Consider the following 24,015-nt stretch of genomic DNA (forward strand, 5'->3'; position numbering starts at 1 on the left):
TTGGTCCGCCCTGCCCTCCGCTATGGCTCCGGGCGTTCGTCGCTCGAAAAGCCAAATCGTTGGCTTTTCGTCCGCTTCGCGGACCGCTCCTCACCCTCGCTCTTTCAGCAGCCGGCCCTTCTCGCGCGACCAGTCGCGCTGCTTTTCGGTCTCGCGCTTGTCGTGCAGCTTCTTGCCGCGGCCAACGGCGAGCAGCACCTTCGCCCGCCCTTGGTCGTTGAAATAGATTTTTAGCGGCACCAGCGTCATGCCTTCGCGGTCGACGCTCTGCGACAGCTTGGCCATCTCGCGCTTGTTGAGCAGGAGTTTGCGGCGGCGGCGCGGCTCGTGGTTGAAGCGGTTGGCCTGCAGATACTCCGGCAAATAGGAGTTGATCAGCCAGATCTCGCCGCCCTCGACCGAAGCGTAGCTGTCCTGGATGTTGGCCTGGCCCTGGCGCAGCGATTTAACCTCGGTGCCGGTCAGCACCAGGCCGGCCTCGATCGTGTCGAGCACCTCATAGGAAAACCGCGCCTTGCGGTTTTCCGCAACGGTCTTGTTGTTGGGATCGGCTTTTCTGACTTGATTCATGATGCGGAGAGGTGGCGCCTCATCCCTAGTTTATCAAGCCGGCGTGCTTCATCGCCGCGTCGATCTTCTCGGCGGTCGACGGCTCGACCGTCATCAGCGGCGAGCGCAGCACGTTCTCGACCTTGCCCAGCTTCGACAGCGCATATTTCGCGCCGGAAACGCCGGGTTCCAGGAAAATCGCCTTGTGCAGCGGCAACAGACGGTCCTGCAGGTCGAGCGCCTTGACGCTGTCGCCGGAAAGCGTCGCCTCCTGGAATTCAGCGCAGAGCCTGGGCGCGACATTTGCCGTCACCGAGATACAGCCGACGCCGCCATGCGCGTTGAAGCCGAGCGCCGAGGCGTCTTCGCCGGAGAGCTGGATGAAATCCTTGCCGCAGGTGGCGCGCTGCTCCGAAACCCGCTCGACCTTGCCGGTGGCATCCTTGACGCCGACGATGTTCTTGAAGTCGTGCACCAGCTGGCCCATCGTTTCCGGGCTCATGTCGATCACCGAGCGCGGCGGAATGTTGTAGATGATGATCGGCAGGCTGGTCGCCTTGGCGACGGCGGCGAAATGCGCATAGAGGCCGCGCTGCGTCGGTCTGTTGTAATAGGGCGTGACGACAAGGGCCGCGTCGGCGCCCGCCTTCTCGGCATACTGGACCAGGCCAACCGCCTCTTCGGTGTTGTTGGAGCCGGCGCCGGCGACGACCGGAATCCGTCCCTTGGCGACCTCGATGCAGACCTTGACGACTTGGCGGTGCTCGTCGTGCGACAGCGTCGGCGACTCGCCGGTGGTGCCGACCGGGACCACGCCCGTGGTGCCTTCGGCGATCTGCCAGGCGATGAACGCGCGAAAGGCTTTCTCGTCGAAACGGCCGCTCTTTTCGAATGGTGTGACGAGCGCGGTCAGCGAGCCTCTCAGCATGTCGTCCAACTCCTTGGGACTAGCGCATGACCAGGAAAATCGCAGTCGATTTTCGCTGGGGATCATGCACCAAATTTAAAGTGCTACAGCGTCCTTTGCGCGTCTGAGAAGACGCACGGTTTTGTCGTGCGCGCCTTCTAGCCGAAAGCGAAGCGGCGCACCATAGTCTCGACATTGTTGCGCGGCAAGCATTGCGCCAGCAATCGCAATTCGAACGTCCTCGACAAGGTTTTCTTTACGGGCCCTTCATCACAGACGAATAGGCTTCAATTCGTCTGTGCCTGCTGTAACGTCGAAGAACAGGAAATGACCAGATCCATGCCGACCAGGCGGCCTCATCTTTTCGCGCTTCTCGGCGCGATCGTCGTGCTGATTCCCGGCGCGGCGATCGGCAGCAGCGTCGATGTGCAGGTCACGTCGGCGATCCCGATGACGGAGCCGCAGAACGATGCGCTGCAGCAGTCCCCGTCGCTGTCCGCCAGCGTCGCGGCGCTGAAGAGCGGTCTCGATGCGCTGGCGGCAAACGACATTCAGCGCGCGCGCCAGGTGCGCGAGGCGCTGCCGGCCAAGTCGCTCGACCGGCACATCCTTGCCTGGGCGATCGCGCTCTATGGCGGCGACCAGGTGCCGAGCGGCGACATCGCCGATGCGGCAAAGATGCTGCCGAACTGGCCGGGTACGATCGCCTTGCGCAAGAACAGCGAGCGCGCGCTCTATCGCGAGAACCCGACGCCGCAGATCGTGGTGCGGGCGTTCGACGGCAGCCAGCCGCTGACCTTCGAGGGCGTGGTGATCCTTGCCCGCTCCTATGTAGCGCTAGGCGATACCAAGGCGGCGCGCTCGGTGCTGTCGCCATTCTGGCGCACCGAAAAGCTCGAAGCCGGGGACGAGGCGGCGGTCATCCGCGAGTTCGGTGCGCTGATCCCGGCCGCCGACCATCGCTTCCGCATGGAGCGCATGTTCTATGCCGACCGGGTCGCTTCGGCGCTGCGCGTCGCCGGTCTCGCCGGCGCCCAGCAATTGGCCGACGCCTGGGCGGCCGTCAGCAAAGGCGACAAGAACGCAGCCAAGCTGCTGAAGGCGGTGCCGGCAGCGCAGCGGGCGGCCGGCTATCTCTTTGCCGAAGCCGAATATCTGCGCAAGCAACAGAAATTTTCCGACGCCGCCGCGCTGGTGATGAAGGCGCCGGGCGACCGTGACGCTCTGGTCGATGCGGATGCCTGGTGGGTCGAGCGCCGGGTGCTGTCGCGCGAGCTGGTCGACCAGGGCGACATGAAGACCGCCTACAGAATAGTCGCCGCGCATGCCGCCGAAAGTCCCGCCAATGCCGCCGAGGCGGAGTTCCATGCCGGCTGGTACGCGCTGCGCGGCCTCAACGACCCCAGCACCGCCACCAAGCATTTTGCGCGAATCGCGGAGCTCGCCCAGGCACCGATGTCGCTGTCGCGCGCCTATTACTGGCTCGGCCGCGCCGCCGAAGTCGGCGGCCCCGGCAATGCCAAGGATTATTTCAGCCGCGCCGCCAGCTACGGCACGACCTTCTACGGCCAGCTCGCCGGCGAGCGCGTCGGCCGGCAGACCCTCAACATCGTCTATCCCTCGCCAAGTGCCGGCGACCGCCGGAATTTTGCCACCCGCGAGGCGGTCAGCGCCATCAAGCGGCTGCAGGAGGCCGGCTATGACCGCTACGCCGAAACGCTCTATCGCGACCTTGCCGGGCAGCTGACCAGCCCCGGCGAACTGGCGCTGCTTGCGGTGTTGGCGGAAAGACAGGGCAACCATTTCATGGCGCTGAAGGTCGGCAAGATCGCCGGTGCGCGTGGCATCGACGTCGGCGCGCTGTCGCATCCGCTCGGCGTCATTCCCGACACCGCCAACATCTCCGGCTCGGGCAAGGCGCTGGCCTATGCGATTGCCCGCCAGGAAAGCGAGTTCAACATCGGCGCCGTCTCCAGCGCCGGCGCGCGCGGACTGCTGCAACTAATGCCGGGCACTGCCAAGCAATTGGCGAAGAAGGCCGGCATGACATTTTCTCAGGCCCGGCTGACCACCGATGCCGGCTACAATGCGACGCTGGGCGCTGCCTTTCTCGGCGAGCAGCTCGGCCGCTTCGACGGCTCCTACGTGCTGACCTTCGCCGGCTATAATGCCGGCCCCACCCGCGCCGCCCAGTGGGTGGCGAAATACGGCGATCCGCGCGGCAAGGACGTCGATGCCGTCGTCGACTGGATCGAACGGATTCCCTACACGGAAACAAGAAGTTACGTCCAGCGCGTGATGGAGAATTACGAGGTCTACAAGATGCGTATCTCCGACAAATACGACATTGTCGGAGATCTGGTGAACGGCCGAGGCTGACGACGGGGCGTCAGGCGAGGCTGGCGATCCTTCGCGCCCTCGCCTTTAGCAACCGGCATAATCCAGTGGGAGCCAAGTCGAAATGTCGCGCGGGTTTTCCGATTTCTTCTACGCCGCGCCGGACGGGCTGTCCCTGCACGCCCGCATCTACGGCGAAGCGAATTCCGGCCATTGGCCAGTCGTTTGCCTGCCCGGCCTGACCCGCAATTGCGGTGATTTCCACGAGCTGGCGCTTTATCTGTCGACGCAGGCGAAGCGCAGGGTCGTTGCCTTCGACTATCGCGGGCGCGGGCAGTCCGCCTACGATGCCGATATCGGCCATTACAATATCGGCATCGAAGCTGGCGATATTCTCGCCGGGCTGGCGGCGCTGAGCATTGAGGAGGCTGCCTTCATCGGCACGTCGCGCGGCGGACTGATCATCCATGTGCTCGGCGCGATGCGGCCGGCCGTGCTGAAGGCCATCATCCTCAACGACATCGGCCCGGTGATCGAGCCGCAAGGTCTCGCCCATATCCGCTCCTATCTCGACCCCACGCCCGGGCCGAAGGCGTACGCAGAGGTGGTCCGCGGCCTGCGAAGCACCCATGGCGCGGATTTTGCGGCGCTGACCGATGCGGATTGGGAGCGGATGGCATCAGCCCTCTACCGCGAGACCGAGGAGGGATTTCTGCCCGATTTCGATCCGAAACTGGTCGAGACGCTGGCGGGCCTCGACCCCAGCCGGCCGCTGCCCGATCTGTGGCCGCAGTTCGACGCGCTGGCGGCGATCCCGATGCTCGTCATACGCGGCGCCAACTCGAAGCTGCTGTCGGCCGAAACACTCGAGCAGATGCGGACGCGCCATACCGATATCGAGACGATCACCGCCGACGGCCAGGGGCATGCACCATTCCTCGAGACCGGCAACCTGCCGGGCAGGATCGCTGGTTTTTTCAATCGAGCCGAGCGGCGGGGCGGCTGGAAGTAAAACTCGACGGGGTGAAGTAATTCAGGCGCTCGTTTTGCGTCGGTCAAAGCATTCTGGCAGCGATTGACAGTTCCGCTTGCAATTTTGGGGAATAATTTTTTCCATGTCGGCGCTGCCCCTCATCCGCCTGCCGGCACCTTCTCCCCGCATAGCGACGGGGAGAAGGGGATGGCCGCAACGCTCGAGATTAGCGAAATCTTTCGTGAAGGCGCCTTTCTCCCCGTCACTCTACGGGGAGAAATGCCCGGCAGGGCAATGAGGGGCGGCGCAAACCTGAGCGGCTGCCTGATATCAAGCCGTCAGGATTTGGCGCTTCTCTTCGCGGGCTTTGGGGCCTTGCTTGCGACCGGCTCGCTTTTTGGTTCGCGTCTTGCCGGAGGTGGAGAAGACAAAGGACTTGCCCCGCCACTGTCCGCGCCACTGCACCGCGGCGTCTCCAGCACGGTGACGCAGCCATCGAGGTCGTTGGTGGCCAGATGCGCATAGCGCATGGTCATCGACAGCGTCTGGTGACCGAGCCACATCTGTACGCGCCTGATGTCGATGCCGCCCTGGACGAGACGCGAGGCGCAAGTATGGCGCAATATATGCGGCACGACCTGATCGTCGGCGCCAAGCCCGACTTCGGCCTTAGCATCGTTCCAGATGGCGCGAAACTGCGCCTGGCTGAGCTTGGTGAACGGGCCTTTGGGCCGGCGGCCCTCGCTGGCCGGCAGCTTGATCACCTCTTTTACCCGCTCGGTCATCGGAATGGTGCGGCTGCGGCCGGATTTGGTGATCCAGAAACTGACGCGGTGCTCCTGGATATCGTTCCAGATCAAGCCCAGCGCTTCGCCCAGGCGGCAGCCGGTGTCGACCAGAAAGACGGAAAGCCGATAAGCGTCCTCGCTGCGGCTCTTGATGGCGGCGAACAGCCGGGCCTCCTCGTCCCTTTCGAGGAAACGAATCCGTCCCGCCCGCTCCTTCTGGCGGCGGAACTCGGGCAGGCTGTGGATATCCCCCATCTTGTGGGCCTTGCGCAGCAGTTTGCTGAGGGCAGCCATCTTCCGATTGATGGTTGCGTTACTGTTGCCGCGCTGGCGCAAGGTGCCGATAAGGTTGTCGAGGGTGCTTTGGTCAAAGGCGCTGAAACGCTCCCCGAGGAGAATCTCGTCTATTTCGCCGATGAAAGAGCTGACATTGTATTTATGCCGCCCGTCATCCCAAAGTACGTCCCGGTATGCTGAAAAAAGTTCTCCAATCCTATGCGACTTTACTTCTCGTATCTTGTTGTAACTGTATTTTATCTTTGCAGTTTGAGAAGAAAACATCGAAAAATGATCAGAGGTTCCTCCCTCTTGAATCGCATCGTTCGTCATTATTCGCCACACCCCCGGGTGGATAGGCCTAGACCTACCTGCTTGGCGGTGCCCTTTCAAGAGTTTTAAGCGTTGCGGCCGATTTCATCCACCAGCGGCGGATCCCAACGACATCGTTCCACAACCCTGTTCAGCCACCGAACCCCCTTTTTCCTTCTGTTTGCTACCAGTCGCGAAAACAAAAACAGCCCGGACGTTAAAGCGCCCGGGCTGGATTTCACTTGCCTTAAGTCCAGCCCTTAGAACGAGCGCTGGAAGCGGAGGAAGCCGCCAACGGCGTTTTTCTTGTCCGCCGGGATGCCGGTCCAGTTGTATTCATAGGGACCGATGCCGTCGAAGCTTGAGACCTTATGGCTGTTGTGAGCATAGTCCACTTCGGCCGTGATCGTGAAGCCGGGAACGATGTCGTAGGCGATATTGGCCGCGACGCCAGCTTCCTTGGCTTCGTCATACGACGCCTGAAGGTTGAACGAGGTCTTCTCGTTGATGGTGTAAGTACCACCGCCCCAGACTGCCCAGTTACCGCCCCACTGCTTGTAGTAATTGCGCGGAGCGTTGTCGTCAGTGCCGTAGCCGGCCATCAAGAACAGCGACAGGTTCTGCATCGGCGTCACGTCGAGGCGAACCTTGCCGGCCCATTCTTCCAGGCTGCTGTCATAGGCAACAACACCGCTGATGGATCCCCAACCCTGCGTGTACTTCACGCCGCCAACTACATACGGAACATAGCTGTCGATCGAGTCGTGACCGAAATTGAGGGCGCCACCGTCAACGACAAAGCCTTCACCGGTTTCCAACGAAGCCACCGCCGAGAAGCCGTTGCCGGCATCGAAGTAATACTGGACGACATTGGTGTCGAACCCGCCGTAGGGAACGATCGTATCCTGAATGACGTTGCCGGCGTAGCCGGTGAACGTATTGAAGGCTGTTTCGTCCTTACCGACGCGAAGACCACCGAGCTGAACCCAGGCGAAGTTCAGCGAAACGCCTCTGCTGCCAAAGTCGGAAAAGCCGGTGTCGTCATAGTGACCCGTTCCCCAGTTGAACCGGGTCTCGGTGTAGGTCTTCAAGGTGCCCATCTCGGTTTCCTGGCCGGTGTAGGTCCTCAGCGTGAAGCGAGCCTGCTTGTAATAGCCGTCGTTGACGTTGTCTTCGCCATTCAAGGCATCCTTAAGGTCCTGGTACCTGGCGCCGTCGAACGAGCCAGCCTGGCCAGCGCTGATGTCATAACGGACATAGCCGCCGATGCGCAGGCAGATTTCGGTGCCGGGGATGTAGTAGTAACCAGCGCCGTAGACGTCGCAAATCTTGACGTATTCAGCGGGTTCCGGCTCGGCGACGACGACGGCGTCGGCGGCGCGCGCACCGGAAACTGCGATCAGTGCCGCAGCGGAGCCGAGAAGAAGGCTCTTGATGTTCATTTTCTGACCTCCAGTCAGAATCGAGGGCGGAGGTCGACGAAAAGCAGCTCGTTGGGCCGTTTTTATTTACATTTCAAACAGATAAGTCCTAAGTCCGTCAGTGAGGCCCTGTTGGCCAAAAACGTTTACTCGCAAAGGCCTTGCCCGAACCGGTCTTGAAATATCGCTCGAGTTGCCGTGCGTTGGCCTCGGTTTCAACCCCGATGTAGGCCTTCAAGATTACAGGCAGATAAGCCTTAGTCGAAGTCACATGGCCGGATCGGTGCGTATCAAAACGGCGTCGAAGATCGTTGGTCGATCCGACATAAACATCGCCGTTACGGAGTTGCAGGAAATAGACGTACCACATGGTCCCCCTACGCTACTTCGTAGCTTCGGGCGACACCCTACGCCCAAAATGCCGTTTAGGGGGGCCAGCCACCCGAAGCCCGCAGGGCGTAGGGTGGCGGAGAGGATGGGATTCGAACCCACGAGAAGCTTTTGACCTCTACTCCCTTAGCAGGGGAGCGCCTTCGACCACTCGGCCACCTCTCCGTTGCGCCGGTGGATAAAGAAAAGCGCCGGCACAATCAACAAGCTGGCGCTATTATCCTTGAAAAATCGACCCTTCGCCAAAGCGCCGCCCAGCGATATGGCGATTCTGCGGCAATTCCCTGGTTCGCGACTCGGGCCATGGTCACATTTCGGGCCGACCATCGCCGGAATCCGCCGTTCGCAACGGCTTGCCAAGGGCTGTTGGTTAACGGGAGCTTTCGGAGTGAGGCCAAATCGTGTCATTTGTGCAACAACGCCGGGGTATAGCGTCAACACAAACCTTTTGCCGGTACGATCGTGGTTGAACGCCGTCGTCTCATGGGTAATGTCGGGTTTGAAGGAGCGGCGCGGTGCGCATCTTTTTCGGTAGTGGGGATGGGGCAGGGAACGCTGTCCTTCAGCAAAGAATACCCAGACCCGTTTTTTAACTTTTGACTGGAGGTCAGAAAATGAACATCAAGAGCCTTCTTCTCGGCTCCGCTGCGGCACTGATCGCAGTTTCCGGTGCGCGCGCCGCCGACGCCGTCGTCGTCGCCGAGCCGGAACCCGCTGAATACGTCAAGATTTGCGACGTCTACGGCGCTGGCTACTTCTACATCCCCGGCACCGAAACCTGCCTGCGCATCGGCGGCTACGTTCGTTACGACATCGGCGTCGGTGACGTTGGCTCGTTCGACGGTGCAAAGACCACCGATCAGCAGGACGGCGACTCGCAGGATACCTACTACAAGCACGCCCGCTTCACGCTGAAGACCTGGACCGGTCAGGAAACCGAGCTCGGCACCTTGAAGACCTACACTGAGACCCGTTTCAACTGGGGTAACCACAACGATTACCTTGATGACAACTTTAATGGCGGAACGAGTGTTTCGCTGAACTTCGCCTGGGTCCAGCTCGGTGGTCTCCGCGTCGGTAAGGACGAATCGGCCTTCGATACGTTCATCGGCTACGCCGGCAACGTCATCCAGGATACGCTGGTCCCCTACGGCGGCTTCGACACCAACGTCGTCCAGTACTATTTCGATGCGGGCAACGGCTTCTCGGCCGTGGCCTCATTGGAAACCGGTTCGGGCAGTGCCGCTGCGGATCCTGGCATTTTCCAAGACAGCAACAGCGGCAATGATTCCATCGACAGCTATGTTCCGTATGTAGTCGGCGGTATCAAATACACGCAGGGCTGGGGCTCGATCACCGGCGTCGCCGCCTACGACAGCACCTGGGAAGAGTGGGCCGGCAAGGTTCGCCTCGACGTGACGCCGATACAGAACCTGACACTGTTCGTCATGGCCGGTTACGGTTCGGACGACAACATCGACCGCAACTTCTACAAGCAGTGGGGCGGCAACTGGGCAGTATGGGGTGGTGGTACCTACACCATCAACGAGAAGACCTCGTTGAACCTCCAGGCATCGGTTGACGACGACAAGAACTACGGCGTCGCTGCGAACGTAGCCTACGATATCGTTCCCGGTTTCACGATCACTGCCGAAGTCGATTGGGCCCACGACGGTCAGTTTGACAAAGCCTACGATCGCAACTGGACCAATGCCGACGACAAGGACAGCATCGGCGGCATGCTCCGCTTCCAGCGCTCGTTCTGACGAACTGAGCCTGATTGAAATCTAACCCGGCGGGCAACCGCCGGGTTTCTTGTATTACAGCGGCGCGACCATCAAGTCGCGTGACACATGGCGCCGCAAATATGGGCCGCGATCATTTCTCTGTCGGTGCCTAGAAATTCTGCATGCTGGAACTCAGCCGGAACCTGCGGTCCACGCAATGTGGACTGCCAGCTCCAAATCAAATCTCGGCGAGGTCGCCAAGCGACCGGATCAGCGGCTGGATTGTGCCCTCATACTTTTTCCAGCGCTTGACCGATGATGTATAGATCGGCTGCCGCACCTGCCAGCGGCTGGGGGTATTGACCGACCTGTCCTTCTCGAAAAAGCGCAGGCAGGAATCATCCCAGGGCAATCCAAGATGATCGATGAGACGGCGCGACTGCGTCTCCTGATCCGCGATCAACATCTCGTAGTGGTTCTCGAAAATACGTCCCGGCATGATCTTATCCCAATGCCGCATCAAGCGATCATACTCGCGATAATACAACCCGAGCATCTCAAGGTCGGCGTTGTAACTGTGATCCTTGGTGAAATTCAAGACGAAGCACGAGACGCAATTGTCGATGGCATCGCGGCGGCAATGAACGATGCGCGCGTTGGGAAAGAGAATTCCGATCAAGCCGACAAGCTCGAAATTATGAGGCATCTTGTCGACGATGCGGAGCGCTGCAGGCGCGTGTTGACGCAGATAGGACAGATATTCTTCGGCCAGCGCTCTCGACCGATCCTTCGTTATCGACATGATCGAACTGTGCAAGGCCTCATTCGTCTCCATTCTGAAACCAATCAAGCCCGCCATTCGCCGTAACTTCGTAAGCTCCCCGGCGCCATGAACATTTGGGTGGCTCGCGCAGATTTGCTCGGTCAGCGTCGTCCCCGACCGGGGCATGCCCAGCACAAACACAGGCACTTCGGACGGACTGCCGTGGCCAGCCTTGGCTTCCAGCAATGACGGGCTGAATATCTCGATCATGGAATCGACATAGCGGCGGAAGGACTCTAGGTCGAAACCACGGCCAGCGGCCTTTTTTGCCTTCTGGAAGTGATCCATCGCCTCTTCATAACGCTGAAGATCGTTCAGCACTTTGCCTGCGGCGTGATGGAGCTGCGATGCAACATCCGGGTCAAGCTTGGGATTGGAGAGTTCGCTCAGGATAAAGTCGAGCTCGGCAGGTTTTTCGGTGAACTTGCGCGTGTCGACCAGGCTATTGTAGGCCTCTCCAACATCGACGCGACGTTCGATTGCCTGCTTCAGATACGCTCCGGCTTCGTCCATGCGACCGACGCTGGTGAGTGCAGCAGCCAGACCTGTCCGGACCATGGGATGATCGCTGTTGATCTTTAGCGCCTTCTCGTAAAGGGGCAAAGCCATCTCGGCCTTGTCGAAGTTGACGTAGGCACGCGCCAGTCCGCAAAGCGCTTCCACCAGATCGGGCTTCAATTCACAGGCGCGCTGCAGGTGCCCGATCGCAAGCAAGCTGTCGCCGAGCTTCAGACCGACCTCTCCCAGGCTGAGGTGGAAATACGGATTTTGGGGTGCGTGGCTTGCCGCCCGCGCGAAATACTGGAGAGCCAACTCGTCATCGACACCTAACCCCAGCGTGCCGAGGATGTATAGGGAAAGCGGGTGGTTGGGCGTGCGGGCGAGAACGCGATGGCATAATTCCTCCGCCTCCGGGAGCCGCTTGGCTTGCTGAAGTTCGAGCGCCTGTCGCAGCAGCATGTCGTCAGCTTGCGCGCGCGACGGCGGTTTCACTTTCGGCGGCTGCACTTTCGGCGTCGGGCGAGACTTTATATGCTTGGACCAGGCAGGCGGCAGTCGGTTGCTCATCATGTCTCGCTAGCAAAATGATCCGCGAGAATCCAGCCTAACTGTTCCCGCCGGCCGCGGAACTTGCGCCAGCCAAGCCGGCAGGTTAGCAAGAGGCCCCTTTCGAACGAGCCTTTGCCATGCGCCTGCGCCCTCCCCTTACGCCGCTTATCGCCGCCCTTCCCTCTACGGTGCCGTTTGTCGGCCCGGAGGCGCAGGAGCGTGATCGCGGCCGCGCCTTTCGCGCCCGCATCGGCGCCAATGAGAGCAGCTTTGGCCCCTCCCCGCGCGTCGTTGCCCGCATGGCCGAGATTGCCGGGGACATGTGGATGTATTGCGACCCCGACAACCACGATCTGAAGGTGGCCGCCGCCGGGCATCTCGGCGTCGGCGCCGAAAACGTTGTCGTCGGCGAAGGCATAGACGGGCTGCTCAGCCTGGTGGCGCGCATGTATGTGGCGCCCGGCGACGCGGTGGTGACCTCGCTCGGCGCCTACCCGACCTTCAACTTCCATATCGCCGGCGTCGGCGGCCGGCTGGTCGCGGTGCCTTACGAGAACGACCGGGAAAACCTCGACGGCCTGCTGGCGGCAGTCGCCAGGGAGAAGGCGCCGCTGGTCTACCTGTCCAACCCGGACAATCCGATGGGCAGCTGGTGGGAAGCGTCTGAGCTCAGCCGCTTCATTGAAGCCTTGCCGGAAACCACCATGCTGGTGCTTGACGAGGCCTATGGGGAATTAGGGCCAGCCTCAGCGCTGCCGCCGATCGATGTGGCGCGGCCGAACGTCATCCGCATGCGCACCTTTTCGAAAGCCTATGGACTGGCGGGCATACGCTGCGGCTATGCGGTGGCCGAAGCCCAGGTGATTCGCGATTTCGAGAAGATTCGCAACCACTATGGCGTCAGCCGCATGGCGCAGATCGCCGGTGTCGAGGCGCTTGCCGATCAAGACTGGCTGGAGGGCGTGGTGGCGCGGGTCGCCGCCGGCCGCCTGCGCATCGCCGGAATAGCCGAGGCGAACGGGCTGAAGCCGCTGGCTTCGGCGTCCAATTTCGTCACCATCGATTGCGGCCGCGACGGCGCCTTCGCGCTGAAGGTGTTGCAGGCGCTGTTGTCGCGCGACGTGTTCATCCGCAAGCCGATAGTGCCGGTGCTCGACCGCTGCATCCGGGTCAGCGTCGGCCTCGACCACGAGCTCGACATTTTTGCCGAGGAACTGCCGGGCGCACTGGCGGCAGCACGGGGGAACTGAGGGGCGCAACGCCCCGATTCCAGTGCTGCCCGCTATTTCTCCCCGAGCAGGCGCATGACCCGTTTCAGCGCATCCGATAGTTCGGCAGCCTGTTCATCGGCCAGACCGGCCGTCAGTCGGGCGAGATCGCGATCCGCCGCAGCCTGAAGCCTGGCGAGTTCCGCATTGCCCTGAGCGGTCAGCGACACGACGTGTCGACGCCGATCGGCTGGGTCGGTGCATGTCTCGGTCAGGCCGGCGGCGGCGAATTTCCTCAGGACGCGTGTGACATAGGCCGGATCGAGCCGGAGTTCGGCAGCGATTTCGGAGGCCGCCGGCCCGAGATCGAGGTGGAACGCCCGCGCAAGAAACCCTGCCTACCGTCGCTGTTGGCGGCAGCACGGGATCGGTGGCCCAATTCGAACAGCAGCCTCGCCTCGCCCAGCGTATAGGCGCTGTGCGTCAAGGTCTCGTCGAGCAGCCCAATCAGGCACGTATAGTAGCGGTTGAAGCCGCGGATCTCGGTAACAAGGGCATTCCGTTCGGCCGGCATGTCGACCTCCTTCGGGGGAAGACCGCTCCCGTCGAACTATGATCGCCTATTATTTGACTTAGTCAATCATTTGATGGAGCACGCCGCCTGTCTCGCAATGCGAAGCTGGCGAACCGCGACCGGGAGAGACCTTCGATCCACGCTGCGCGGTTGAATTTGCATGGCGATGCGCCAGACTCGACTCAAAGGATGGAGAGCGCGATGAACGACCGGACGGTGCAGGTACGCATATATGGCAAGGTGCAAGGCGTCAGCTACCGGGTTTGGGCGCGGCGCGAGGCGTCTGGACTTGGCCTTGCCGGCTGGGTGCGCAACGAAGTTGACGGCTCGGTGACAGCCTTGATTGTAGGGACCGATGCGGCGGTCTCCACAATCATCCAACGGCTTTGGCAAGGGCCGCCAGGGGCAACGGTTTCGAAGGTTGACGTCGAGGAGATCGAGGCTCGCGACATGTCCGCGGGTTTCAGGATTGTTGCCTAGCAAGGCATGATCCTGCTCATTCGCTTCCCTCGCACAAAATCTCTACGGTGCAGATACAAGGGGCAGCGCAAACCTGACGCGATTGCCCTGCCCGGACATGGCTCGGCCCTTGAATTAATTGAACGTTTGTTTTATTATGTCGTGAAAGGTGGCTATCGTGGCGCGCACGACCGGTTCCGACGGCGAAAAGACCGAAGCTGCGGTCCGCGAGGCGGCGGTCAGCCTGATTGCGTGCCTTGGCTATGAGGCGATGTCGATGCGCCAGCTGGCGGCCGAAGTCGGCGTCCAGGCGGCGGCGCTCTATCGCTATTTTCCGACCAAGCAGGACCTTCTGTTCACGCTGATGTTTGAGCATATGGAAGACTTGATCGAGGCGTGGCGTGCGGCGCACCCTGTCGGCGCCGATCCGGCAACACGGCTTGCCGCCTATGTCGAAAACCACATCGCTTTCCATATCGAACGCCGCCATTCCACCCATGTCTCGAACATGGAGCTGCGCAGCCTGTCGCACGAAAAACTCACGCAGATCCTGCGCATGCGCACGGCCTACGAGAAGGAGCTGCGCGCTATCCTGCGCGACGGCGTCGAAGCGGGCTTGTTCAGCGTCGAAGACACCGGGCTCACCGCCATGGCGCTGATCCAGATGATGACCGGCGTCATCGTCTGGTTCCGGCCGGGCGAACGGCTGTCGATCGCCGAAGTCACCGCTACATATCTAGCAATGACAATGCGCCTTGTTGGAGCAAAGCGCGGTGGCGCGACACCGAGCTACGACGCCGTGCGTCCATTCGAGCGCTCAAGGACGCTGTAGCACTTTGATTTCGCGCATGATCCCGATTTTCGGGGTCGTGCGCCGGGAGGAACGGCATGTACACGCAGACGCTCAACTTCGGGCTTGACGAAGACATCGAGGCGCTACGCGACCTGGTGCGGCGCTTCGCCCAGGAGAAAATCGCACCGATCGCCGCCGAGATCGACCGCTCGAATGAATTTCCGGCACATCTGTGGGCGGAGCTCGGCGGGCTTGGCCTGCTCGGCATCACCGCCGATCCCGATTTCGGCGGCAGCGGCATGGGCTATCTCGCCCATGTCGTCGCGATAGAGGAGATTTCGCGCGCCTCTGCCTCGGTCGGCCTCTCCTACGGCGCCCATTCCAACCTCTGCGTCAACCAGATCAACCGTTGGGCGACGCAGGCGCAGAAGGAAAAATATCTGCCTTCGCTCTGCAGCGGCGAAAAGGTCGGCGCGCTGGCGATGTCGGAATCCGGCGCCGGCTCCGATGTGGTGTCGCTCCGCCTGCGCGCCGAAAAGCGCAACGATCGCTATGTGCTCAACGGCACCAAGATGTGGATCACCAACGGGCCGGATGCCGAGACGCTGGTCGTCTACGCCAAGACCGATCCGGAACTCAATTCGCGCGGCATCACCGCCTTCATCGTCGAAAAAGCCTTTGCCGGTTTTTCCGTGGCGCAAAAGCTCGACAAGCTCGGCATGCGCGGCTCGAACACCGGCGAGTTGGTGTTCGAGGATGTCGAAGTGCCTTTCGACAATGTGCTGCACGAGGAAGGGCGCGGCGTCGAGGTGCTGATGTCAGGCCTCGACTACGAACGCGCCGTGCTTGCCGGCGGCCCGATCGGTCTGATGGCGGCGTGCCTCGATGTGGCGATCCCCTACGTGCACGAACGCAAGCAGTTCGGCCAGCCGATCGGCGAGTTCCAGCTGGTGCAAGGCAAGCTCGCCGACATGTATGCGACGATGAACGCCGCGCGCGCCTACGTCTATGCCGTAGCCGCCGCCTGCGATCGCGGTGAGACGACGCGCAAGGATGCCGCCGGCTGTGTACTGTTCGCCGCCGAAAAGGCGACACTGATGGCGCTAGACGCCATCCAGCTTTTGGGCGGCAACGGCTACATCAACGATTACCCGACCGGCCGGCTTTTGCGCGACGCCAAGCTTTATGAGATCGGCGCCGGCACCAGCGAAATCCGTCGCTGGCTGATCGGGCGAGAAATCATGGCGGAGGGCGCGTAATGGCATTCTTTTGAGTTTTGCCAGAAGCCGCACGATGTGGCATACTTCGGAAGATGTACCATAATCGAAGTGAGACGAACGATGGCGGGCAGAACGGGAAAATCCGGATTTGACGAAGATCCGCAAGCACGATTCGATGACAGAACTCGCAAATCGCCGCTTCGGGTTCCGGCGAAACGCGAGCGCGTCAAGCTTGGCGAGGGCGGGCGCTTCGTCATCCCTGCTCCAATGCGCGAGGAGATGGGCGTGAAGCCTGGCGAGGACATGATGCTGCATGTCGAAAACGGCGAGCTGCGGGTAAGATCGTGGCTACAGAATCTGCGACGCGTTCAGGCCGAATTGTCGGCGCTGAAACAGCCCGGTGAGAGCGTCGTCGACGAATTTCTGAAGGAGCGGCGGGAAGAGCAGCATCGAAGCGACAAGCGTCTGGACCGGCTTCACGCCGAAGGGACGACGGGAAAGCGGGCGAAATGAAGCCCTACGTCATGGACAGTTCGGCGGCGCTCGCAATCCTGCTCAACGAGCAAGGCACCGATAATGCTTTGGGATTCGCGCCGGATGCACAATGCAGTTCGATCAATGCGGCCGAAATCATCGCCAAGCTGATCGACAAGGGACGCAGCATGGAACAGGCCGCGGACGACCTCGCCAGTCTCGGCATGCCGATCGCCGTTTTCGACGAAGCGATGGGCATCGCCGCCGGGCAGCTTCGCCAACTGACGCGGCATCGCGGCTTGTCGCTAGGCGATCGGGCCTGCCTCGCGCTGGCAATTCGCGAGAACGCCATTGCCGTCACCGCCGACCGCGACTGGGGCGACCTGGATGTCGGCTGCAAGATCGAGCTGATCCGGTAACGCCATGGCCACCCTCACCTCGCAGATCTCGCCCGCCTCCGATATCTTCCGCGCCAATGCCGAGCGCATGCGGGCGCTGGTCGCTGATATTGTTGAGAAAGCGGCCACGGTCGAACGCGGCGGCTCGGAAGATGCGCGTGAGCGGCACGTCGCCCGCGGCAAGCTCCTGCCGCGGCAACGTCTCGCCCAATTGCTCGATACCGGCTCGCCCTTCCTCGAAATCGGCCAGTTCGCCGCGTGGTCGATGTATGGCGAGGACATCCCGTCGGCCGGCCTCATCGCCGGCATCGGTCGCGTCGAAGGCACCGAAGTCATGGTCGTCGTCAACGACGCCACGGTGAAGGGCGGCACCTATTATCCGCTGACGGTGAAGAAGCATCTGCGTGCACAGGAGATCGCATTGCAGAACAATCTGCCTTGCGTCTACCTGGTCGACAGCGGCGGTGCCAATCTGCCCAACCAGGACGAGGTGTTCCCCGACCGCGATCATTTCGGCCGCATCTTCTACAACCAGGCCAACATGTCGGCCGCCGGCATTCCGCAGATCGCCTGCGTCATGGGTTCGTGCACGGCGGGCGGCGCCTATGTGCCTGCGATGTCGGACGAGACAATCATGGTGCGCAACCAGGCAACCATCTTTCTCGGCGGCCCGCCGCTGGTGAAGGCGGCCACCGGCGAGGACGTCACCGCCGAGGACCTCGGTGGCGCCGACGTGCATGCAAGGTTTTCCGGCGTTGCCGACCACTATGCGCTCGACGACGAGCATGCGCTGGCCATATGCCGGCGTATCGTCAAAAACCTGAATCGGAACAAGACTGTAAACCTGGCCTTGCAGAAATCGATTCCGCCGCTTCACGATCCACATGAACTCTACGGCATCGTGCCGACGGATCTGCGCCAGCCTTACGACGTGCGCGAGGTGATCGCCCGCATCGTCGACGGCTCCGAGTTCGATGAGTTCAAGCAGAATTACGGCACCACGCTGGTCACCGGCTTCGCCCACCTCAACGGCATGCCGGTCGGCATCATCGCCAACAATGGCGTACTGTTTTCGGAAAGCGCGCTGAAGGGCGCGCATTTCATCGAGCTGTGCTGCCAGCGCAAGATCCCGTTGATCTTCCTGCAGAATATCACCGGCTTCATGGTCGGGCGAAAATACGAGGCCGGCGGCATCGCCAAAGACGGCGCCAAGTTGGTGATGGCGGTCGCCACCGCCAAGGTGCCGAAGGTAACGATGATCATCGGGGGCTCGTTCGGCGCCGGCAATTACGGCATGTGCGGACGCGCCTATTCGCCGCGCTTCCTGTGGATGTGGCCGAATGCCCGCATTTCGGTGATGGGCGGCGAACAGGCGGCAACGGTGCTGGCCGTCGTCAAGCGCGAAGGCATCGAGCGCAAGGGCGGCGAATGGAGCGCCGAAGAGGAAGCAAAATTCAAGAAGCCGATCCTGATGAAATACGAGCATGAAGGCCACCCGCTCTATTCGTCGGCAAGGCTCTGGGACGACGGCATCATCGATCCGGCCAAGACCCGCGACGTGCTGACGCTCAGCCTGTCGGCCGCGCTGAACGCCGAGATCGAGGAGACCCGGTTCGGCGTGTTCAGGATGTGAGATGAGCGAAGTCGGCCAGAGGATTCGGGTTCACACCGGCGACATCACGAAGCTGGCGGTCGATGCCATCGTCAATGCCGCCAATACCTCTCTTCTGGGTGGCGGCGGCGTTGATGGCGCCATCCACCGCGCGGCCGGTCCCGAGCTTGAATTCGAATGCCGGATGCTGAATGGCTGCAAGGTTGGCGAGTCAAAACTCACCAAGGGTTACAGGCTGCCGGCACGCTATATCATCCATACGGTCGGACCGGTCTGGCAAGGCGGCGCCAAAGGCGAGGCCGATCTGCTCGCCTCCTGCTATCGCCGGTCACTCGAAATCGCCGCCGCAAAGGACTGCCGGACGGTGGCGTTTCCAGCGATCTCGACCGGCGTCTACCGCTATCCTAAGGATCAGGCGACACAAATTGCTGTCGGCACTGTGAGTGCCTTCATCGGCCAGAACATCGTTCCGGAAACCGTCATTTTCTGCTGCTTCGACGAGCCGACGGCCGAACTGTATCAGCGGGTAGTTGCTGCACTCGGCAGGGTGTGACCCTGCGCGGGCGACAAACCCGTCCACATCTCCAGACTATTTTTGCTTGTTGATCTGGCCAGCCGAAAGAATCACGGCTATTGATCATCGCAAATACCAATGGGGATTGGGCGAAGATGAGACGGCGGCTTTTCCAGGAAACAACTGCGTCTATACTTGCGGGGTTGCTTATATTAGCGACGCCTGGCATCGGTGCAGCGGAGTCGCTGGCTGGGAAAGTCGGCGATAAGCGTTCCTTCGTGTATCTCCCTCAGCAAGGTTCGGAAGGCAATTGTAGACAGGCCTACAACGCCAACGTGGCTGCGGCCGGTCATTCCGCCTACGCATCAACCATCACCGGAGCAAGGGTCCTATATTTCGTCTGCGGCGTGCACATTAACGCACTGTCGCAGAAGGCTGCCGAAGCGCTCGCGCTTAAGTCATGCGAAGCCGGTCGCAAGAAGTTCACAGTGGACATGGTCGGCGGCTGCGGCGTAGTCGCTTCCAAGTAGCTGCGGCAGCAACGGGTCGGATAGCAATGGGGATGGGGCGAAGATGAGACGTCGGCTTTTTCAGAAAACAACTGTATCCATATTTGCAGGATTGCTGGTGTTAGCGGTGCCCGGCATCGGAGCAGCGGAGTCGTTGGCGGGCAGCAAGGGCGACAGCCGCTATCCCGTCTATTTCGCGCCTGGCTCGACGGGAGGCTGTCAGAAGGCATACAGGGCCTATGTGGCGACCGGCAGCCATTCCGCTTATGCGTCGACCCCATTCAATTGGGCGACCGAGTTCATGATTTGCGCGCGTGCGAATGCAACGTCGCAAAAAGCTGCAGAGGCGCAGGCGCTCAAGTCCTGCCAGTCGGCCAAGAAGAGCTACAAGGTCACAACCGCGGGAGCTTGCAGCATCGCTGCCTCCAAGTAGGAGATGCTGTTGGCGTTCGCTCTTCCAGGGGGAAAAATGACACCGAGACACGTCAAAAGTACAATCACGTCGATACTTGCCGGCTTTCTTGTATTCACGGTACCTGGCATCGGAGCGGCGGAATCGTTGGCGGGAAGCAAGGGCGAGACCCGTTTCTATCCCTATTTGCCGCAGAACCCGAAGGATCCATGTACCAAGGCTTACAAGGCCTATGTAGCGGCCGGCGGCCATTCAGCCTATGCAAGCACTCCGTATTCCCGGGTGCGTTCGCTGTACATCATCTGCGGCTCGCGCTTGAATGCACCGTCACAGCAAGCTGCCGAAGAGTTGGCGTTGAAATCCTGTCAGGCCACCCGCAACAGTTACAAGGTTACGACAGGCGGAGGTTGCGAAATCGCGGCCTCCAAGTAGACGAATATCTGCCAGTTTTGGGTTTTTCAAATGGGTTGGGCAATGAAATCTTTATCCATCACACGAGCAACCATATCGGTGCTTGCACTGCTTGTGGCCGCTGCACCGAATGTCGGCGCCGCGGAATCGCTGGCTGGAAGCAAGGGCGACGTCCGTTTCTACCCGTATTTTCCGGCAACCGCGGATCGGCCGTGCACCAAGGCATATAAGGCCTATGTGGCGGCCAGCGGCCATTCAGCCTATGCGACCACTCCGTATTCCCGGGTGCGTTCGTTGTACATCATGTGCGGCTCGCGCTTGAATGCGCCCTCGCAAAAGGCCGCCGAGGATATGGCGATGAAATCCTGCCAGGCCACCCGCAGCCATTACAAGGTCACGACCGGGGGAGCTTGCGAAATCGCGGCCTCCAAGTAGGCAGGCCTCGCTTGCCTATCCTTTGACGGCCAGACTACAAACGGGGCATTGCCGCAGCTCGCGTAAAGAGAATTCGCGCCGTTGGCGGCAAGCTCTGCCTGTGGAGGCCCGATGCTCGCCAAGATCCTGATCGCCAACCGCGGAGAGATCGCCTGCCGGGTGATCCGCACGGCACGCAGGATGGGTGTGCGCAGCGTCGCCGTCTATTCCGAGGCCGACGCTCACTCCTTGCATGTCGAGATGGCCGACGAGGCGGTGCATATTGGCGCCTCTCCCGTCAACGAAAGCTATCTGCGCGGCGACAAGATCATCGCAGCGGCGTTGGCCACGGGTGCCGAGGCCATCCATCCGGGCTACGGCTTCCTCTCGGAAAATCCCGACTTCGTCGACCAGGTGGTCGCGGCGGGGCTGATCTTCATCGGCCCGTCGGCGGCCTCGATCCGTGCCATGGGATTGAAGGACGCGGCCAAGCGGCTGATGGAAAAGGCCGGCGTGCCGGTGGTGCCGGGCTATCACGGCGAGGCGCAGGAGATCGTGCTGCTCGCCTCCAAGGCGCGCGAGATCGGCTACCCCGTACTGATCAAGGCGCGCGCCGGCGGCGGCGGCAAGGGCATGCGGCGCGTCGAGCATCCCGATGATTTTTCGGAAGCACTGTCGGGCGCGCGGCGCGAGGCGAAAGCCGCTTTCGGCGACGACCGCGTGCTGGTCGAGAAATATCTCGACAAGCCGCGCCACATCGAGGTGCAGATATTCGGTGATAATTTTGGCAATGTCGTGCATCTCTACGAGCGCGACTGCTCGGCGCAGCGCCGCCACCAGAAAGTGATCGAGGAGGCGCCCGCCCCCGGCATGACCCAAGCGCTACGCAAGGCAATGACCGAGGCGGCGGTAAAGGCTGCCAAGGCGATCAGCTATTGCGGTGCCGGCACGATCGAGTTCATCGTCGATGCCTCGCAAGGTCTGAAGGCCGACCGTTTCTGGTTCATGGAGATGAACACCCGCCTGCAGGTCGAGCACCCGGTGACCGAGATGGTCACCGGCACCGACTTGGTCGAGTGGCAGTTGCGGGTGGCGTCCGGCGAAAAACTGCCGAAAACGCAGAGCGAGATCTCGCTGTCCGGCCACGCCTTCGAGGCGCGCATCTATGCCGAGGACGCAGCAAGAGGGTTTTTGCCGGCGACAGGCACCTTGCACCATTTGAAATTCCCGCAGGCGGCACCGGAGGGTGCGAGCATGCGCATCGAAACCGGTGTGCGGGCCGGCGATCCGATCTCGCCGTTTTACGACCCGATGATCGCCAAGCTGATCGTTCATGGCAAGGACAGGCGGGCGGCGCTCATCGCACTCGGCACGGCACTGTCGCAGACCGAAATCGCCGGCTCGACGGTCAACACTGCCTTCCTTGCCGCGCTAGTCGCAAATGCGGATTTTTCGGCGGGCGATGTCGACACCGGGCTGATCGCCAGGCATCAGCAGGCGTTGACAGCGGTTCCGCCGCCGAGCGGCGAGACGATTGCCGCAGCAGCACTTGCCGCGTCCGGTGCGGCCGTGCCGTCCTCGAACGATCCCTGGTCGTCACTGGCCGGCTATGCACATTTCCACGCTGTGGCGCGGCGGACGCGGCTGAAGTTCGGCGAGCAGGAGATCGTCGCGCGCGTGTCGGTGCGGCCGGACAGGCGGTTCGAGGTGGCGCTGGACGCGCCCTATGACAGCGTCAATTCGCATGATCTGCGCGCCGCGCCTCGCCTCGCCCGCTGGCCGGGCCACGTCACCGTCTTCGAAGGCGCCATCGGCTACGGTTTTGCCGTGCCGGACCCGCTGGCGCGAGCCGACGAAGCCGCCGCTTCCGGCAGCCTGCGCGCGCCGATGCCGGGCCTGGTCAAGCTGGTGCGTGCGGCCAAAGGCGAGACCGTGATCAAGGGCCAGCCGCTGCTGATCCTGGAGGCGATGAAGATGGAGCACACCATTGCCGCCCCCCATGACGGAGTTATCGCCGAGATCGCTGCCGAAGGCGCGCAGGTCACCGACGGAACCGTGCTGGTTCGCTTTACCGAGGAACCACAGCTGACCGCAGTTTCCTTATCCACGAAGTGATCTCAAACGCGTCACAAAGGCATCGCCAAGAACAACATGGCCGGGTTTGACCCCGGCCATGTTCGATTACACCAGCGCAGCTTGCGGCGCCGCGGTCATTACGGCTGGATCGGGGCGTATTTGCCGTCGTGCCACTGGTTGATGTCGTAGCTGGCGTTCTTGAGGTCGCCCTTCTCGTCGAAGGTGACCGGACCGACAACCGTGCTGATCGCCTGGCCGTTCTTCAACGCTTCGGCGACCTTGGCCGGGTCGTCGCTGCCGGCGCGCTTGATGCCTTCGGCGAAGGCCTGGATCACCGCATAGGAAAACAGCGTGAAGCCCTCCGGCACGAAGCCGCCGGCCTTGATCTTGGCGATGGCTTCCTTGGCTTCGGGCTTCGCCTGCGGATCCGATGGGAAGACGAACATGGTGCCTTCGCCGGCCGGACCGGCAACCTGCCAGAATTCCGGCGAAGCGATCGAGTCCGGCATGATCAGCTGGAACTTGAGGTTCTGCTCCGCCGACTGGCGCAGGATGAGGCCGGCTTCGGGGTGATAGCCGCCGAAATAGACGACATCAGCCTTCAGCTCCTTGAGCTTGGTAACAAGCGCGGAGTAGTCCTTCTCGCCGGCGTTGATGCCCTCGTAGAGGATCTCGTTGAGACCGTTCTGGTTCATCGTTGCCTTGACGGCATCGGCCACGCCCTGCCCATAGGCGCTCTTGTCGTGCATGATGACGACGTTCTTGCCGGCATATTTCTTGGCGATCCATGGACCGATGAAAGCGCCCTGCGCATCGTCGCGCGTATAGAGGCGCATGATCGTCGGCCAGCCGGCCTTCGCCGCTGCGTCGGTCAGCACCGGGTTCGAGGAAGCCGGACTCATCATCAGCGCGCCGGCTTCGGCGTAGACAGCGGAGGCCGGGATGCTGGAGCCCGAGCAGGCGTGGCCGTCGATGAACTTGACACCATTGGCGATGATGCGGTTGGCGACCGAAACCGCCTGCTTCGGATCGCACTGGTCATCCTCGATGTCGAGCTTGATCTGACGGCCATCGACACCGCCAGCCGCGTTGATCGCGTCAGCGGCGGCTTGCGCGCCCTGCTTGAACTGATCGCCGATGGTGGCAAGCTGACCGGTCATCGGTCCGACCACCGAAAAGGTGATGTCGTCGGCGAAGGCGACCGGCGCGGTCATCATCAGGCCAAATATGGCTGCGCTCAAAATACTGAATTTCTTCATGGTGACACAATTCCTCCACTCTCGCGGGGGGGGGGCCGGCGCGCCGGGGGGGGAGGGGGGGGGGGGTGTTGTAATGACCCGCCCGGGGGGTGCGCGGGGGGGGGTATAACAGAAAGCGGCCCCCCCGCC

At 61.7% G+C, this 24,015-nt stretch carries 25 protein-coding genes and 1 tRNA gene; 16 read left to right on the forward strand and 10 right to left on the reverse strand.

Going from position 1 to position 24,015, the window contains the following annotated elements; all coding sequences use genetic code 11:
* Window positions 1-90: 90 nt before the first annotated feature.
* Window positions 91-570: an SsrA-binding protein SmpB gene (gene smpB, locus NKJ08_RS27550; protein WP_023719895.1), complete on the reverse strand. Its 480-nt coding sequence runs from the start codon at window positions 568-570 to the stop codon at window positions 91-93.
* A gap of 25 nt (window positions 571-595) precedes the next feature.
* Window positions 596-1,477 carry a 4-hydroxy-tetrahydrodipicolinate synthase gene (dapA, locus tag NKJ08_RS27555; protein ID WP_352530360.1) on the reverse strand — a complete coding sequence of 294 codons (882 nt, stop codon included), beginning with the start codon at window positions 1,475-1,477 and terminating at the stop codon, window positions 596-598.
* A 318-nt stretch (window positions 1,478-1,795) separates the two neighbouring features.
* On the opposite strand from dapA, the gene NKJ08_RS27560 reads away from it, so the two are divergent.
* Window positions 1,796-3,835 carry a lytic transglycosylase domain-containing protein gene (locus NKJ08_RS27560; RefSeq protein WP_352778227.1) on the forward strand — a complete coding sequence of 680 codons (2,040 nt, stop codon included), beginning with the start codon at window positions 1,796-1,798 and terminating at the stop codon, window positions 3,833-3,835.
* An 82-nt stretch (window positions 3,836-3,917) separates the two neighbouring features.
* Window positions 3,918-4,805: an alpha/beta fold hydrolase gene (locus tag NKJ08_RS27565; protein WP_352530362.1), complete on the forward strand. Its 888-nt coding sequence runs from the start codon at window positions 3,918-3,920 to the stop codon at window positions 4,803-4,805.
* Between the two features lie 299 nt (window positions 4,806-5,104).
* On the opposite strand, the gene NKJ08_RS27570 is transcribed toward NKJ08_RS27565, so the two are convergent.
* The 4 genes from NKJ08_RS27570 to NKJ08_RS27585 all read right to left on the reverse strand — a co-directional run bounded on the left by NKJ08_RS27570 (window position 5,105) and on the right by NKJ08_RS27585 (window position 8,118).
* Window positions 5,105-6,163 carry a tyrosine-type recombinase/integrase gene (locus tag NKJ08_RS27570; protein WP_502900685.1) on the reverse strand — a complete coding sequence of 353 codons (1,059 nt, stop codon included), beginning with the start codon at window positions 6,161-6,163 and terminating at the stop codon, window positions 5,105-5,107.
* Window positions 6,164-6,402: 239 nt separating this feature from the next.
* Entirely contained in the window at window positions 6,403-7,584 is a 1,182-nt protein-coding gene (locus tag NKJ08_RS27575) for a porin (protein ID WP_352530364.1), read from the reverse strand.
* A gap of 97 nt (window positions 7,585-7,681) precedes the next feature.
* Window positions 7,682-7,933, reverse strand: coding sequence for a GIY-YIG nuclease family protein (locus tag NKJ08_RS27580; protein ID WP_352778134.1), 252 nt, complete (start codon window positions 7,931-7,933; stop codon window positions 7,682-7,684).
* A 94-nt stretch (window positions 7,934-8,027) separates the two neighbouring features.
* A tRNA-Ser gene (locus NKJ08_RS27585) sits at window positions 8,028-8,118 on the reverse strand.
* A gap of 449 nt (window positions 8,119-8,567) precedes the next feature.
* Between NKJ08_RS27585 and NKJ08_RS27590 the strand changes: the two genes are divergently transcribed.
* Window positions 8,568-9,719 (forward strand): porin, encoded by a 1,152-nt coding sequence (locus NKJ08_RS27590; protein WP_352778132.1) that lies wholly within the window; start codon window positions 8,568-8,570, stop codon window positions 9,717-9,719.
* Window positions 9,720-9,918: 199 nt separating this feature from the next.
* Here the strand turns inward: NKJ08_RS27590 and NKJ08_RS27595 are convergent, their stop codons facing one another.
* Complete coding sequence (locus NKJ08_RS27595; protein ID WP_352778130.1) at window positions 9,919-11,571, reverse strand: tetratricopeptide repeat-containing sulfotransferase family protein; 1,653 nt, start codon at window positions 11,569-11,571, stop codon at window positions 9,919-9,921.
* 119 nt (window positions 11,572-11,690) lie between these two features.
* On the opposite strand from NKJ08_RS27595, the gene NKJ08_RS27600 reads away from it, so the two are divergent.
* Window positions 11,691-12,803, forward strand: coding sequence for a pyridoxal phosphate-dependent aminotransferase (locus tag NKJ08_RS27600; protein ID WP_352778128.1), 1,113 nt, complete (start codon window positions 11,691-11,693; stop codon window positions 12,801-12,803).
* A 32-nt stretch (window positions 12,804-12,835) separates the two neighbouring features.
* On the opposite strand, the gene NKJ08_RS27605 is transcribed toward NKJ08_RS27600, so the two are convergent.
* Window positions 12,836-12,991: a hypothetical protein gene (locus tag NKJ08_RS27605; protein ID WP_352784280.1), complete on the reverse strand. Its 156-nt coding sequence runs from the start codon at window positions 12,989-12,991 to the stop codon at window positions 12,836-12,838.
* A gap of 65 nt (window positions 12,992-13,056) precedes the next feature.
* Window positions 13,057-13,335 (reverse strand): hypothetical protein, encoded by a 279-nt coding sequence (locus NKJ08_RS27610; RefSeq protein WP_352784282.1) that lies wholly within the window; start codon window positions 13,333-13,335, stop codon window positions 13,057-13,059.
* 201 nt (window positions 13,336-13,536) lie between these two features.
* Here NKJ08_RS27610 and NKJ08_RS27615 point away from each other — a divergent pair, with 201 nt between their 5' ends.
* The 12 genes from NKJ08_RS27615 to NKJ08_RS27670 all read left to right on the forward strand — a co-directional run bounded on the left by NKJ08_RS27615 (window position 13,537) and on the right by NKJ08_RS27670 (window position 22,666).
* Window positions 13,537-13,815 (forward strand): acylphosphatase, encoded by a 279-nt coding sequence (locus tag NKJ08_RS27615; protein WP_352530374.1) that lies wholly within the window; start codon window positions 13,537-13,539, stop codon window positions 13,813-13,815.
* Window positions 13,816-13,972: 157 nt separating this feature from the next.
* A complete protein-coding gene (locus NKJ08_RS27620) occupies window positions 13,973-14,626 on the forward strand; it encodes a TetR/AcrR family transcriptional regulator (protein WP_352530376.1) in 654 nt (217 codons plus the stop codon).
* 56 nt (window positions 14,627-14,682) lie between these two features.
* A complete protein-coding gene (locus NKJ08_RS27625; protein WP_352784285.1) occupies window positions 14,683-15,846 on the forward strand; it encodes an isovaleryl-CoA dehydrogenase in 1,164 nt (387 codons plus the stop codon).
* 81 nt (window positions 15,847-15,927) lie between these two features.
* Window positions 15,928-16,320 carry an AbrB/MazE/SpoVT family DNA-binding domain-containing protein gene (locus NKJ08_RS27630; RefSeq protein WP_352784288.1) on the forward strand — a complete coding sequence of 131 codons (393 nt, stop codon included), beginning with the start codon at window positions 15,928-15,930 and terminating at the stop codon, window positions 16,318-16,320.
* Window positions 16,317-16,700, forward strand: a complete 384-nt coding sequence (locus tag NKJ08_RS27635) for a type II toxin-antitoxin system VapC family toxin (protein ID WP_352778119.1) — start codon at window positions 16,317-16,319, stop codon at window positions 16,698-16,700. The genes NKJ08_RS27630 and NKJ08_RS27635 overlap by 4 nt, the downstream gene beginning before the upstream one ends.
* A 4-nt stretch (window positions 16,701-16,704) precedes the next feature.
* The gene (locus NKJ08_RS27640; RefSeq protein WP_352778117.1) at window positions 16,705-18,312 is read left to right on the forward strand and encodes a carboxyl transferase domain-containing protein; all 1,608 of its coding nucleotides are present in this window, start codon (window positions 16,705-16,707) and stop codon (window positions 18,310-18,312) included.
* 1 nt (window position 18,313) lies between these two features.
* Window positions 18,314-18,844 carry an O-acetyl-ADP-ribose deacetylase gene (locus NKJ08_RS27645; RefSeq protein WP_352530386.1) on the forward strand — a complete coding sequence of 177 codons (531 nt, stop codon included), beginning with the start codon at window positions 18,314-18,316 and terminating at the stop codon, window positions 18,842-18,844.
* Window positions 18,845-18,924: 80 nt separating this feature from the next.
* Entirely contained in the window at window positions 18,925-19,335 is a 411-nt protein-coding gene (locus NKJ08_RS27650; RefSeq protein WP_352530388.1) for a hypothetical protein, read from the forward strand.
* Between the two features lie 43 nt (window positions 19,336-19,378).
* Window positions 19,379-19,747, forward strand: a complete 369-nt coding sequence (locus NKJ08_RS27655) for a hypothetical protein (protein ID WP_352530390.1) — start codon at window positions 19,379-19,381, stop codon at window positions 19,745-19,747.
* Window positions 19,748-19,783: 36 nt separating this feature from the next.
* Window positions 19,784-20,158 (forward strand): hypothetical protein, encoded by a 375-nt coding sequence (locus tag NKJ08_RS27660; protein ID WP_352530404.1) that lies wholly within the window; start codon window positions 19,784-19,786, stop codon window positions 20,156-20,158.
* 30 nt (window positions 20,159-20,188) lie between these two features.
* Entirely contained in the window at window positions 20,189-20,572 is a 384-nt protein-coding gene (locus tag NKJ08_RS27665) for a hypothetical protein (RefSeq protein WP_352530392.1), read from the forward strand.
* A 111-nt stretch (window positions 20,573-20,683) separates the two neighbouring features.
* Window positions 20,684-22,666: an acetyl/propionyl/methylcrotonyl-CoA carboxylase subunit alpha gene (locus NKJ08_RS27670; protein ID WP_352784294.1), complete on the forward strand. Its 1,983-nt coding sequence runs from the start codon at window positions 20,684-20,686 to the stop codon at window positions 22,664-22,666.
* Window positions 22,667-22,764: 98 nt separating this feature from the next.
* Here the strand turns inward: NKJ08_RS27670 and NKJ08_RS27675 are convergent, their stop codons facing one another.
* A complete protein-coding gene (locus tag NKJ08_RS27675; protein ID WP_352530396.1) occupies window positions 22,765-23,886 on the reverse strand; it encodes a branched-chain amino acid ABC transporter substrate-binding protein in 1,122 nt (373 codons plus the stop codon).
* Between the last annotated feature and the right edge of the window lie 129 nt (window positions 23,887-24,015).

Origin of the sequence: Mesorhizobium sp. M0244 (assembly GCF_040321795.1) — a bacterium.
Classification (GTDB): Bacteria; Pseudomonadota; Alphaproteobacteria; order Rhizobiales; family Rhizobiaceae; genus Mesorhizobium.

What these genes read in the sequence shown, in the direction of transcription:
- NKJ08_RS27600 (WP_352778128.1), top strand. Translation starts at nt 11,691, where the DNA reads ATGCGCCTGCGCCCTCCCCTTACGCCGCTTATCGCCGCCCTTCCCTCT.
- NKJ08_RS27610 (WP_352784282.1), bottom strand. Translation starts at nt 13,335, where the DNA reads ATGCCGGCCGAACGGAATGCCCTTGTTACCGAGATCCGCGGCTTCAAC.
- NKJ08_RS27570 (WP_502900685.1), bottom strand. Translation starts at nt 6,163, where the DNA reads ATGACGAACGATGCGATTCAAGAGGGAGGAACCTCTGATCATTTTTCG.
- smpB (WP_023719895.1), bottom strand. Translation starts at nt 570, where the DNA reads ATGAATCAAGTCAGAAAAGCCGATCCCAACAACAAGACCGTTGCGGAA.
- NKJ08_RS27560 (WP_352778227.1), top strand. Translation starts at nt 1,796, where the DNA reads ATGCCGACCAGGCGGCCTCATCTTTTCGCGCTTCTCGGCGCGATCGTC.
- NKJ08_RS27630 (WP_352784288.1), top strand. Translation starts at nt 15,928, where the DNA reads ATGGCGGGCAGAACGGGAAAATCCGGATTTGACGAAGATCCGCAAGCA.
- NKJ08_RS27595 (WP_352778130.1), bottom strand. Translation starts at nt 11,571, where the DNA reads ATGAGCAACCGACTGCCGCCTGCCTGGTCCAAGCATATAAAGTCTCGC.
- NKJ08_RS27655 (WP_352530390.1), top strand. Translation starts at nt 19,379, where the DNA reads ATGAGACGTCGGCTTTTTCAGAAAACAACTGTATCCATATTTGCAGGA.
- NKJ08_RS27575 (WP_352530364.1), bottom strand. Translation starts at nt 7,584, where the DNA reads ATGAACATCAAGAGCCTTCTTCTCGGCTCCGCTGCGGCACTGATCGCA.
- NKJ08_RS27640 (WP_352778117.1), top strand. Translation starts at nt 16,705, where the DNA reads ATGGCCACCCTCACCTCGCAGATCTCGCCCGCCTCCGATATCTTCCGC.
- NKJ08_RS27665 (WP_352530392.1), top strand. Translation starts at nt 20,189, where the DNA reads ATGGGTTGGGCAATGAAATCTTTATCCATCACACGAGCAACCATATCG.
- NKJ08_RS27670 (WP_352784294.1), top strand. Translation starts at nt 20,684, where the DNA reads ATGCTCGCCAAGATCCTGATCGCCAACCGCGGAGAGATCGCCTGCCGG.
- NKJ08_RS27675 (WP_352530396.1), bottom strand. Translation starts at nt 23,886, where the DNA reads ATGAAGAAATTCAGTATTTTGAGCGCAGCCATATTTGGCCTGATGATG.
- NKJ08_RS27565 (WP_352530362.1), top strand. Translation starts at nt 3,918, where the DNA reads ATGTCGCGCGGGTTTTCCGATTTCTTCTACGCCGCGCCGGACGGGCTG.
- NKJ08_RS27625 (WP_352784285.1), top strand. Translation starts at nt 14,683, where the DNA reads ATGTACACGCAGACGCTCAACTTCGGGCTTGACGAAGACATCGAGGCG.
- NKJ08_RS27580 (WP_352778134.1), bottom strand. Translation starts at nt 7,933, where the DNA reads ATGTGGTACGTCTATTTCCTGCAACTCCGTAACGGCGATGTTTATGTC.
- dapA (WP_352530360.1), bottom strand. Translation starts at nt 1,477, where the DNA reads ATGCTGAGAGGCTCGCTGACCGCGCTCGTCACACCATTCGAAAAGAGC.
- NKJ08_RS27660 (WP_352530404.1), top strand. Translation starts at nt 19,784, where the DNA reads ATGACACCGAGACACGTCAAAAGTACAATCACGTCGATACTTGCCGGC.
- NKJ08_RS27590 (WP_352778132.1), top strand. Translation starts at nt 8,568, where the DNA reads ATGAACATCAAGAGCCTTCTTCTCGGCTCCGCTGCGGCACTGATCGCA.
- NKJ08_RS27615 (WP_352530374.1), top strand. Translation starts at nt 13,537, where the DNA reads ATGAACGACCGGACGGTGCAGGTACGCATATATGGCAAGGTGCAAGGC.
- NKJ08_RS27645 (WP_352530386.1), top strand. Translation starts at nt 18,314, where the DNA reads ATGAGCGAAGTCGGCCAGAGGATTCGGGTTCACACCGGCGACATCACG.
- NKJ08_RS27635 (WP_352778119.1), top strand. Translation starts at nt 16,317, where the DNA reads ATGAAGCCCTACGTCATGGACAGTTCGGCGGCGCTCGCAATCCTGCTC.